Source organism: Peristeroidobacter soli (genome assembly GCF_004138485.1).
GTDB lineage: Bacteria > Pseudomonadota > Gammaproteobacteria > Steroidobacterales > Steroidobacteraceae > Steroidobacter > Steroidobacter soli.
Map to the genome: position 1 here is coordinate 33,166 of NZ_ML142848.1, position 10,790 is coordinate 43,955.

General features: G+C 62.5%; 9 protein-coding genes. 3 read left to right on the forward strand and 6 right to left on the reverse strand.

Going from position 1 to position 10,790, the window contains the following annotated elements; genetic code table 11:
• Positions 1-16 precede the first annotated feature (16 nt).
• Both EKO19_RS00165 and EKO19_RS00170 read right to left on the reverse strand, forming a co-directional pair.
• Positions 17-706, reverse strand: coding sequence for a VIT1/CCC1 transporter family protein (locus tag EKO19_RS00165; protein WP_129774398.1), 690 nt, complete (start codon positions 704-706; stop codon positions 17-19).
• A gap of 59 nt (positions 707-765) precedes the next feature.
• On the reverse strand, positions 766-4,095 hold the full coding sequence (locus EKO19_RS00170; protein WP_175596908.1) for a TonB-dependent receptor: 3,330 nt from the start codon (positions 4,093-4,095) through the stop codon (positions 766-768).
• A gap of 131 nt (positions 4,096-4,226) precedes the next feature.
• Here EKO19_RS00170 and EKO19_RS00175 point away from each other — a divergent pair, with 131 nt between their 5' ends.
• Together EKO19_RS00175 and EKO19_RS00180 are read left to right on the forward strand one after the other, a co-directional pair.
• Positions 4,227-4,742 (forward strand): RNA polymerase sigma factor, encoded by a 516-nt coding sequence (locus EKO19_RS00175; protein ID WP_129774400.1) that lies wholly within the window; start codon positions 4,227-4,229, stop codon positions 4,740-4,742.
• A complete protein-coding gene (locus EKO19_RS00180; RefSeq protein WP_129774401.1) occupies positions 4,739-5,668 on the forward strand; it encodes a FecR family protein in 930 nt (309 codons plus the stop codon). The genes EKO19_RS00175 and EKO19_RS00180 overlap by 4 nt, the downstream gene beginning before the upstream one ends.
• Here EKO19_RS00180 and ligM read toward each other — a convergent pair whose 3' ends face one another.
• Positions 5,669-7,075 carry a vanillate/3-O-methylgallate O-demethylase gene (gene ligM / locus EKO19_RS00185; RefSeq protein WP_129774402.1) on the reverse strand — a complete coding sequence of 469 codons (1,407 nt, stop codon included), beginning with the start codon at positions 7,073-7,075 and terminating at the stop codon, positions 5,669-5,671.
• 136 nt (positions 7,076-7,211) lie between these two features.
• Between ligM and EKO19_RS00190 the strand changes: the two genes are divergently transcribed.
• Positions 7,212-7,991, forward strand: coding sequence for an SDR family oxidoreductase (locus EKO19_RS00190; protein WP_129774403.1), 780 nt, complete (start codon positions 7,212-7,214; stop codon positions 7,989-7,991).
• Between the two features lie 15 nt (positions 7,992-8,006).
• Here the strand turns inward: EKO19_RS00190 and EKO19_RS00195 are convergent, their stop codons facing one another.
• The 3 genes from EKO19_RS00195 to EKO19_RS00205 are packed head-to-tail and all read right to left on the reverse strand — an operon-like array spanning position 8,007 to position 10,713.
• The gene (locus tag EKO19_RS00195) at positions 8,007-8,915 is read right to left on the reverse strand and encodes a hypothetical protein (protein ID WP_129774404.1); all 909 of its coding nucleotides are present in this window, start codon (positions 8,913-8,915) and stop codon (positions 8,007-8,009) included.
• Positions 8,916-8,919: 4 nt separating this feature from the next.
• The gene (locus EKO19_RS00200; RefSeq protein ID WP_129774405.1) at positions 8,920-9,429 is read right to left on the reverse strand and encodes a LeuD/DmdB family oxidoreductase small subunit; all 510 of its coding nucleotides are present in this window, start codon (positions 9,427-9,429) and stop codon (positions 8,920-8,922) included.
• 21 nt (positions 9,430-9,450) lie between these two features.
• A complete protein-coding gene (locus EKO19_RS00205) occupies positions 9,451-10,713 on the reverse strand; it encodes a 3-isopropylmalate dehydratase large subunit (RefSeq protein ID WP_129774406.1) in 1,263 nt (420 codons plus the stop codon).
• Between the last annotated feature and the right edge of the window lie 77 nt (positions 10,714-10,790).

Sequence of the window (10,790 nt, forward strand, 5' to 3'; positions counted from 1 at the left end):
TGCGACAGATGAGGTTTCATCCCCCGAAGAGTGAGCCGACAGCCGCGGTCGCGGCCATTGCCAGAGCGCCCCAGAATGTGACCCTGGTCGCGGCCGGGCCAATCGGCGCGCCCCCCGCTCTCGCCGCAACCGAACCGAGGACTGCGAGACATAACAGAGAACCCAGAGGCGCGACCCACAACAACGAGGACATTGGAACGAACAGGACCATCAGCAGAGGTAGAGCAGCCCCAGTGGCAAACGTCACAGCGGATGCCATTGCCGCCTGCACCGGTCGCGCGGCCAAGGCATCGGAAATGCCCAGCTCGTCGCGTGCGTGCGCTCCCAAAGCATCGTGCCGCATGAGTTGCGTGGCCACCTGCGAGGCAAGCTCGGGCTCCAGTCCACGCTTGACGTAAATTGCCGTCAGCTCCATCTGTTCCTGCGCGGGACTCGTCGCCAACTCCTGTCGCTCCCGGGCCAGGTCGGCACGTTCGGTGTCGGCTTGCGAGCTGACCGAAACATATTCCCCGGCGGCCATCGACATCGCGCCGCCGACCAGCCCGGCGATTCCGGAAAGCAGGACGCCGGAGGAACTCGTTCCTGCGGCGGCCACGCCCACGATCAGACTGGCGGTTGACACGATGCCGTCGTTCGCACCAAGCACCGCGGCGCGCAGCCAGCCGGTCCGCTGCGTTCGATGTCTTTCGGAATGGGCCTTCTTCATACGCGACCTGCCGAGCTGTTGAGGCGTCTTATTCTACAGAATAGGAACGCCCCCTCGAACTAGGTGCGCTCCCCGCCCAGGTCGAAATTCCAACGGAACGCCAGGGAGAGCGACGGGTCCTTCAGGTCGCCGCTGAAATGTTTCAGCTCATAAGGAATGGGACCGTCGGGGCCTGAAGAATCGGCGGTGATATCCCACTGCAGATTCGGTACATACAAGTAGCGATAGGTGAGATCGGCACTCAGTCGCGGCAACAGCTTCACCGTCAATCCTGCGAGCACTTGCGCGGCCGGCCTCACGACCATGTCGTCGGCGCCACCGAGAACCGGGAGACCGTCGCTCGATAGCCTTGCCAGCCGCCCGCCGATTTCCACTTGCGAGACAGCGACGCCAGCGCCCACGCCGATGAAGGGAGCGACGCGCCGCGCTTCACCCCAAGGAGCGTAGATCGCGTTCAGCATGGCCGTGGATGTATCGAACTTGCCGGTCATCGGCTTGCAACCGGGATAGCCCGGTGCGCCAGAACTGTTGGAGCAAAATCCCGACGGCCCTGCTTGTGGTGTGTAGGTGCTGTCGATATCCGTGGGCCGGAAGCCTGCCTCGAACTCCATGCGCCAGCGCTCGCCGAAGTGATGTCCGATGCGCCACAACGCGACGAAATTCGAGCTCAGCTGCCAATCCCACCGCTCACGCAAACCGCTGGCGTCACGCAGCGGCGACGTCGCCGAAATATCGGCGGGCACGTGCAGTCCGAGATCCAATACTGTGTACCAGCGGCTCGGGTCGCCCAAGGGGAAGTAGTCCGTCCGTGACGAACCGCCGCCCCATCGGCCGATCGAGACATCGCGCCATTTCACGTTGAGCGACACGTTGCGCGGCCGGCCGTAGTAACCGAAGTAGGTGTCCGACGAGGACAGATAGCTTTCATCGGTGACGTTCTCGGCCAGTAGCGACAGTTCAAGATTCGGCGTTATCTCGTAGCGCGCGCCGACATCGAACAGGTGATAGCCGGGCTCCGTGTAGTCGAAAGGCAGCGCGCCGATCAGCGCACCGGCGTCGTCGAACACCCGGCGCACGCCCGAGCTATAAATGTCGCTGCGATGGGAGTAACCGAGACTCAGGCTCAACTTCGGTTGCCAGCGCGGCGTCCAGCTGATGAACAGCTTGGCCAAGGACTCCGGTGATTGCGAATACACCGGCGCCCGCAGCGTCTTACGTTCGGTTTCGTTGTGGGTGTAGCTGAGCGACACGTCGAGCTGATCGAACAACTGCCCGGCGAATTCCAGCTCGTAGCCCGACGATGCGATCGTGGAGCCGCCCTCGTGATAGCACTGGCTGGTGCGGGTGGGCCCACAAGTGCTCAAGCCGTCGATGGGCTCCGCGACGTTGCTGTTGTCGGCGGTGTAGTAGCTGGCGCTCGCGACCCAGGCCGGCGTCGTATATCGCACCAGCAGTTCCTGGTTCTGATAAGCCATCGCCCCCAGTGGCCGGCCGGACAGGTCGTAATAGCTGTACTGGGAGGTGGTGCCTTCGGCGTAAGCCGGCGCGATACTCAAGCCACGCCACGGTTTGAGAACCACGGCATAGGTCGGTGTCCAGATGCCTGGTACGGGATAGTTGGCGACCGTCGTCGCATCGACGTAGTTGCTGCCGCCGGCCGAGGTCCAGGGATAGGACGGCGTGAACTGAAACTGATTGGAATTGAAGTAACTCAGGCCCAGCCGCAGATCGAGCTTGTCCCGCCACGCAATCAGATCCTCGACCGAGCCTCGCACGTTTCGCTGAGAGTACTCGGAGTGAAAGCCCCTGACGTTCGCCGGTACGCCGCTGTTGTCGTCGAACAGCTGTTCGACCGACGTCAAAGCCACTGGAAAGCGCCGCAACCGGATACTGTCATCGTCGAACTGCGCATCGTAATAACCTCCCTGCATGAGCAGGTTATGGGTGAGCCCCCAGGTTTCGAATCGGCCGCTGAGGCGCACGTCGCCAGCCAAGGTGGTGCTGTCGCTATCGGTGGCGAACATGGCACTCGGATTGGCGGGATACTGCGTAACGTCGCCATTGCTCAGGAAAGTGACGTTGCCGCTCTGAACTCTGTTCGTTTGAAAGTACGTCAGGACCGTGCGCGCAACGCCGATGCTGACATTCCAGTCCGCCGAGAAATCCGTCTCGATGCGCGTGAACAGTTCTGTTTCGTTGCTGTCCGAGCGTGCCCACTTCGGACCGAAATTGGTCGAGCGCGGCACATCGAATAGCGGTCCATCCGCGTATCGATAGATAGGCTGATACGGCGCATCCATTCTGGTCTCAGAGCGTCGCACGCCCAGTTCGCCGCGAGAGCTGGCCGAGAGCGGGATGTCGACGATGCCGTAGTAGAGCCGGCTCTCGCTCTTATATTTATCGTAAAAAGCGCCGGTGCTCTGCAGATTCAACACACCGCGCACGGCGATGTTCGAGCCGCCGACATCCGGCACGGTGACGTCATAGAGCCCTTCCATCCGATCCCAGCTGCCGCCGGTCAATGAGATCGTTTCGGCCGGCACGGTGCCGGGTCGCTTGCGAATCAGGTTGAGCGTGCCGCCGAGCGAGCCTTCGCCGACGGCGGCGGCATTACCTCCGCGTACCAGCTCGACCCGATCATAGGCGGCGAGATTGAAACGATTGCCGAATTCCGGTCCTTCACGTCCCATGACGAAGACCATCGGCAGCGCCACGCCCCCGTCGATCTGATAGGAGTCGATCGTCTGGCCGCGCGAGTACACGCCGTCCGATACCGCCACTCCTGGCAATCGCGCCAGCGCCTCGCCCAGATCGGTGACGTCCTGATCTTCCATCTGTTCACGCGTCAGCACCGACACGGCGCGCGCGTTGTCTTCGATGGCAATGGGACGGCCGCTGCCAACACTGGAGACCACCGGTCGATAGCCGACGGTTTCATCTTCCTGATGTCCACGCACGCCACCGAGCGACGCGACGCCATCACCGATTCTTGGCGGAGCTTCCGTTCGGGCGCCCTCGACACGCACAGGACCCAGCGTGCGCGGACCTCCGTCGCCCGGGACGCGCTGGATGGTCACGGTCGTCTCGTTGACGAAACGAAATGTGAGTCCGCTGCCGGCAAGGAGTTTTTGTAAGGCCGCCGCTGGTTCGAATACGCCGCTGAGCGCGGGTGCTTGCAAGCCGTCCACCAATCGGCCGTCGTAAACCAGCTGCAGTTTGCACTGGTCGGCGAGACTGTTCAGCGCCGCCGCCATCTTCTGTTGGGACACCTCCACTCGCAGCGGTTCCGCCGCGAAGCCCGCAACACTGAACACATTCAACAGGCCCGTCAGCACGGCTGTTCGCAGCCGCCGACTGCAATCTTTCTGTAACGAATTCCGCCGGGTCACGCTCGCTCTCCCCTTCTCATGGCTGCGATTTTTCGCCCCTCGCGGGATAGACGAACCGCCGGCACCAACCATGACAAGAAAGTCGCGCGTTGCGGTGTCGCGCGCCCACGCTCGTTCAATTGCGAGCAGCCATGCGCGACATCACGATCATCCCCCCCGGCCAGACCACGCGGGCCTTCAACGAGTACCGCCGCGAGGTTCGGGACTTCCTGCGCGGCCTGCTCAAATGCAGCCACACAGCGGACGACCTGACGCAGGAAACGTACTTGCGCGTGGCACGCCTGGACGAGACCACGGACGTCAAGAACTGGCGCGCCCTGATCCTGCGCATCGCGCGCAATCTCGCCATCGATCACCTGCGGGGGCGCGAGCGTCGTTTCGAAGTCGAACAGGAAATGGACGCTCTGTACGACGTCACCGACGAAGCCCCTGGCGCCGGTGAGACGCTGGCCAACGAGGAAAGCCTGCGGCTGCTCGAAAGCACCTTGCTAGAGCTGCCGCCCGTGCCTCGCCGCGTGCTGGAGTTATATCGCCAGCATGGCTATTCCCACCCGGAGATCGCACGCGAACTCGGGCTCTCTGTGCGAACCGTCGCGCGGCACATGGCGTTCGCCGTGAGCTACCTGCGGGAAAGGATGCACCGGTGATCTCTAACGATGGCGATCGAAGCAGCGTCGACCGGGCCGCCGACGAATGGATGGCGCTGCTCACATCGGGCACTGCCAAGGCCGAAGACTTCGCCGCCGCTCGCGAATGGTGCAGCCAGAACGACGAACATCGCGCCGCCTTTCAAAGAGCACGGCAGTTCTGGGATGCCTTCATCCGACCGCCGGCTGCAGCGCCTGCTGCCAAACCGACCGGACTCAGACGACCTCATCTGGCTGCGGCAGCCTGCGCTCTGCTCGTGGTGGCGGCTGGGTGGCAGGTTCGGGAGCAGCAATGGACCGCCGACTTTCGAACCGCGACCGGCGAGCAGAAAAGCATCGCATTGGAAGATGGCTCGACCGTAGTGCTGGACTCCGCCAGCGCGCTGGATGTGCACTACTCCGCCACGACGCGGGTTCTCAGCTTGCGCCGGGGCCAGGCGATGTTTCATGTGGCCCACGATGCGCAACGGCCATTCGTCGTGCATGACCGCGACGTGACGGCAACAGCGCTCGGCACTGTTTATGCGGTCTCTCGCCTGGATGAAGGCGCGCAAGTCAGCGTGCTCGAGGGGCGCGTCGCGGTGTCCAGGCAGGGCGCCGATCTCGTTACGCTGACCGCCGGACAGCGCGTCAGCCTCAGTTCAACGGGTGCGATCCACACCACCATCGATGCGGACAGCGAACTGGCCTGGGAACGCGGCATGCTGGTGGCGCAGAAACGTCCGCTCGATGCAGTGCTCGAAGACCTGGATCGCTATCAGCCGGGCGTGATCCTGCAGGCCGACGATCTGCGCGACCTGCCGGTGAGCGGCACGTTTCGCCTGGACACACCGGGAGCCACCCTCGGCGCCCTCGCCGCCGTCTTTCCCATCGAGATCACCAGACTGACGGACTACGTCACCATAGTCCGCCGGCGCGTCGACTGATCAAGCTTGCCGGGTCCGCCAGCCGGTGTGGTAGGTCTCACGGGCATCGCGCGAATAGGGGATTTCCGCCACTTTGACGCGGACCTCGCATTGACGATGGCGCTCGACGGTCGGCTTGCTGGTGCCGCCGTTCTCCTCGCCCCAGATCAGCGTCAACACGTCGCCGACATTGATGTTGTCATCGACCACGCCCAGGGACAGGCCACAACGCTCGTTGTGGCTGTAGCCGGTGAACATGGAGAGCCCGACGACCTTACCTCCCATGGTCACCGCGTCATAGGACGAGGACGCATAGTTCGCGATGGGCAGATCGAAGAACTTGTATGGCTTCTGCTCCGGCTCGGTCAGCGAACCCAGCACTTGCGCCAGGTCGGCGCCGTTCCATTCGAAAGTCACTTTCTTACGCCGTGGGCCATTCTCCTGGAGGCGACGCTCGAGCGCCTCGCGCCCCACGAAATCGTGATCGAATTTCACAAAGGGCCCATAACCCAGCTCATGCGGAGTGAGGTAATAGTCCTCGATGCGGTTCGAGACGAAGCTGCCGCCGATCGAGCCGGTGCCCTCGTAGCCGTTCGCCGGCAACCACTCCCGATATTTCTTCATCTTCTCGCCCGTATAGACCGCGGGCAGCGGTGAGGGAATCCAGCCGGACTCGAGGGTGTTACTCGCGTACGTTCGCGAACCCACCGCGACGATGCCCACGTCCTTGCCGGCTTCGAGGATGGCCGCCCGAATCTCGTCTCGCTGCTCGTAGGGACCCCACAACTCCAGACCGGGCTCGCCCGCCATGCCGTGGCGCAGAGCGCGCACCTTGCGCCCCTTGATGGTGATCTCATCGAAGTTGAAGAACTTGATCTCCGGCAACGGACCGCCATTCAAGCGCTCCAGCACCTGGGCTGCCTTCGGCCCCTGCACTTGATAGCGATAGTGGCGCCGGGTGACCGCATTGCCATTCGGATGCGACGTCGATCTGTCGTCCCGGATCACCGCAACGTTGAACCCGCCGGTCTGCGCATGGAACTGCAACCAGTTCACCGTGGGCGCCCGGCCCACGAACAGCAACTCCTGCTCATCGACATAGAACAGAATGCCATCGCCGATCACATAGCCGTCGTAGCTGAGCGGCACCATCTGTTTGGCTTTGCCGGGCGTGAAATTCTTGAAACTGTTGATCGTTGTATACGAGCACAGCTGCAGAGCGTCGGGCCCTTTGAGCGTGATCTCGGCCATGTGATGCGACTGGTCGAACAGCACCGCCGTCTCGCGCCAGGCCCGCTGCTCGGTCCGCCAGTTGCTGAACTCAGTCGGCACGACCGGATAGACATAGGCGCCGATCTGCGAGTTGCGCAGCATCGTCACCGGATTGCCGGTGCGAGCGAGAAGACTCTCCAACGATTCTTGTGCCATGTGCAGTGACCCGTCGATGAAATGGAACGGAGTTTCAGCGCAATACAATGGTGCCGTTGTCGGTGGGCCGGCAACACGACAATCCTGATTGTCTGTATTCGTTTCTCTGATACAGGTCGCAGGGTACAATCTACGAATGAACAAGCGCGCGGACAGGATCGCTATCGTCACGGGTGCCAGCAGTGGCATCGGTCAGGCCACCGCGGTGGCGCTGTTTGCAGAGGGTTGGCACGTCGTGTTCGCCGGGAGACGATTGGATCGCCTGGAGCAGGCCATCGTTGCAGCGACGCAGGCGCGGCGCGCTCAGGCAGGCGAAGCCGCTGCCCTGCCCCGTGCCCTGGCCGTGCAGACGGACGTGACCAGCGAAGATTCCGTGCGCAACCTGTTTGCGCGCACGTACGCGACTTTCGGGCGGCTGGACCTGCTATTCAACAATGCAGGAATCAGCGGTCAGGAAGTGCCGGTCGAAGACCTGTCGATCGACGTGTGGCGTTCCGTCGTCGACACCAATCTCACCGGCATGTTTCTTTGTATTCAGGAAGCCGTGCGCCTGATGAAACATCAGACGCCGCGCGGCGGCCGGATCATCAACAACGGCTCGATCTCCGCGCAGGTGCCACGCCGCAACTCGATCGCCTACACAGCGACCAAACATGCGGTCACCGGGTTGACCAAGTCGATTGCGCTCGACTGTCGCGACTTCGACATTGCCTGCGGCCAGATCGACGTCGGCAGAATCGATAGCGAGATCGGCGCCAGCTCGCCGACCGCAACGGCCAACCCGAGCTCGATCCCCAAGCTGGATACCCAGCTCGCGGCTCAGGCCGTCCTGCAAATGGCGAACCTGCCGATCGAAGCGAACATGTTGTTCACGACGTTGCTGCCGACGAAGATGCCATTCGTCGGCCGCGGCTGAGCGAAGCTCGACGCATCAGGGCATCGGGTACTCGTCGGCGTTTTTCACCCAGCCCTGCTGCTGTGAAAAGTCGAGCCGCGGCGGCGCGAAGATATCGGCCATGCGATTGCCTTCCGGACCCGGTGCCTGCGCTTCCGAGGTATGAATGATCCGAGCCGGGATCATGGTCGCCGACGGCGCTCCCACCTGAGCATGCTCATCCTCGCGCCAGTCGCTCTTGTTGGGGCCCCACGGCCAACGCAGGTGATGCACATAATTGCCCGCGAACACCAGCGAACATTGATCGAAGTCGTAATGGCTGTGCGGCGACATCTTGCTCGCGTCGCGCGCACGGCGGCTGGTGGGAGGAAAGCTCACCATGATCGTGGTACAGCGCCACATCGGGCCCATCTGTCCCGGCGTTCTCTCTCCTCGTTGCAGTTCATATTGTCGCAGCTTGTAACCCGCGGGCGGCGCCGGCCAGGGTTGGAAAGGAGGATGCGATGGATCGGGCTGCGCATAGGTCGCGGCGTTCGCGCACTTGGCATTCAAATCCGAGGACTGCGTCGAGAACAGCCGAACGATGCGCCCGCCTTTGGGCAAGCTGATCTTGCTGTCTCCGGGCGGCACGATGAGCAGCTGATGCCCCTCACCGCGCACTGACTCGCCGCCCGCCGTAATCTCATAAGGCGTGTCGTCGTCGGGCACGATGATCATGTACTCATCCGCCTGCGCGGTACGCGAGAAGCTCGCGCCCGGATTGGCTTCGATCCAATGGACGATCAGATTCTGGCTGCGGGTATACCAACCGCGGCCATTGGCATCGTTATCGATCGCGCTGTCCAGGTAGTAACGCCCGTACGACGCCGGCATCGCCGTCGTGCCGGACTGCGGATTGCCTTTCGGCGCCGCTAGCGCCGCGCGCGGATCTGACTTTTCGTACATACGGTCACCGGGGAGCGGCCCCTGCTTCGAGCGTCGATTTCAGATAGTTGGCCAGCCCGCCGAGCTGAAGAATTTTTGCCACTGACTCGGGGATGCGTGGAAACTCATAATCGCGGCCTGAGTGTGAAATCAGGCCGGCGGCGAGGTCGATCGACAGCTCATCGCCCTCCGCGACCGCATCGTACACCGCCGGGCATTCGAAGATGGGCAATCCATCGTTGATAGCGTTGCGATAGAACGTGCGAGCGAACGACGCCGCCACGACTGCCTTGATGCCGAGCCCCTGGATGGCGGTCGAGGCCTGCTCGCGAGCGCTGCCACAGCCAAAGTTGCGACCGGCCACCAGAATATCGAAGCTGCGCAGCCTGGCCGGAAAGCCCTCGCCGAGCATTTCGAAAGCATGCTCGGCGAGCTTCACCGGATCGATGTAAATCAAATAGCGGCCGGCGATGATGATGTCCGAGTTGACGTTGTCGCCGAACTTATAAATGCGGCCGGTAATCTTGTCTTGCATCTCATCCTCGCTCGGAAAGACTCATCGAAGGAACTCGCGCGGATCGGCGATCGCGCCCTTGAGCGCGGAGGCCGCGAGCGTCGCCGGGCTCGACAGATAGATACTGCTCTTGTTGCTTCCCATGCGACCGACGAAATTCCGGTTCGCCGTGGACAGCGACACTTCGCCGTCGGCCATGGTGCCACCATCACCCGCGCAGGCACCGCACCCCGGGTTCGTCACCAACGCGCCGCTTTCGATCAACGTCGCGAGCACGCCGGTGCGCATCGCTTCCAGCATGATCTCTTTCGATCCGGGCGTGACGATCAATCGCACGCGGGGATCGATCTTGCGTCCCGCCAGAATGTCGGCCGCAACCACCAGGTCCTCGTACTTGCCATTGGCGCAGGATCCGAGAAACGCCTGGTCGATGCGCGTGCCCATCACCTCGGCGACCGGTTTCGTGTTCTCCACCTGATGGGGACACGCGATCATGGGCGTGAGCTTCGCGAGATCGATGTCGATGCTCTGCTCATACACAGCCTCCGGATCGGCAAACACCGGCTGGTAACTCGCCGGATCCTTCAGACGCGGCAGCAGCCATTCGCTGGTCTTCTCGTCGGGCGGAATGAACACGCACTTCGAGCCCATCTCCATCGCGAGATTGGCCATGGTCATGCGCTCGGAGACGCTCATCTGGGGCAAGGCGCTGCCGTAGAACTCCACCGACTTGTATCCACAGCCATCCGCGCCGAGGGTACCGATGAGATACAACATCAGGTCTTTCGCGCTGACGCCGGCGGCAAAGCGGCCGTTCAGTGTCAACTTGATGGTGGTCGGCACCTTCATCCACAACTTGCCGGTCACCCACACGGAAGCAACTTCGGTGTAGCCAATGCCCGATCCCAGCGCTCCCAGCGCGCCATAGATCGTGCAGTGAGAGTCTGTGCCGACGATCAGATCCCCGGGCTTGACGTGCCCGTGCTCCATCAGCACCAGATGCGCGATCCCGGCATCGACGTCGTAAAACTTCTCGATGCCGTACTCCCGCGCAAAGTTGCGCGAAGTCTGCTGGTCGGCGGCGTACTTCTCGGTCTTCGCCGGCGAGATGTGGTCGAGAACGATGGCGAGCCGGTTGGGATCATACAGCCGCTTCGCGCCGATCTTCTTCATGACACTGACGGAGCGCCACGTTGCCGTGTGGCTCATCACGAGATCGGGATACGCATCGACGATCTGTCCCGGCTTGACGCGCTCGAGGCCTGCCTTCGCTGCCAGAATCTTTTCCGCGATCGTCTGACTCATCGCTCCTCCTTTCTTACCACCCAGATCTGGACATTCCTGGCAAAGAATCTGCTGCGGGCATGGTCTGCCGGGCAGCG

Coding starts and splice junctions, on each gene's coding strand:
- EKO19_RS00165 (WP_129774398.1), bottom strand. CDS start 706: ATGAAGAAGGCCCATTCCGAAAGACATCGAACGCAGCGGACCGGCTGG.
- EKO19_RS00175 (WP_129774400.1), top strand. CDS start 4,227: ATGCGCGACATCACGATCATCCCCCCCGGCCAGACCACGCGGGCCTTC.
- ligM (WP_129774402.1), bottom strand. CDS start 7,075: ATGGCACAAGAATCGTTGGAGAGTCTTCTCGCTCGCACCGGCAATCCG.
- EKO19_RS00190 (WP_129774403.1), top strand. CDS start 7,212: ATGAACAAGCGCGCGGACAGGATCGCTATCGTCACGGGTGCCAGCAGT.
- EKO19_RS00195 (WP_129774404.1), bottom strand. CDS start 8,915: ATGTACGAAAAGTCAGATCCGCGCGCGGCGCTAGCGGCGCCGAAAGGC.
- EKO19_RS00200 (WP_129774405.1), bottom strand. CDS start 9,429: ATGCAAGACAAGATTACCGGCCGCATTTATAAGTTCGGCGACAACGTC.
- EKO19_RS00205 (WP_129774406.1), bottom strand. CDS start 10,713: ATGAGTCAGACGATCGCGGAAAAGATTCTGGCAGCGAAGGCAGGCCTC.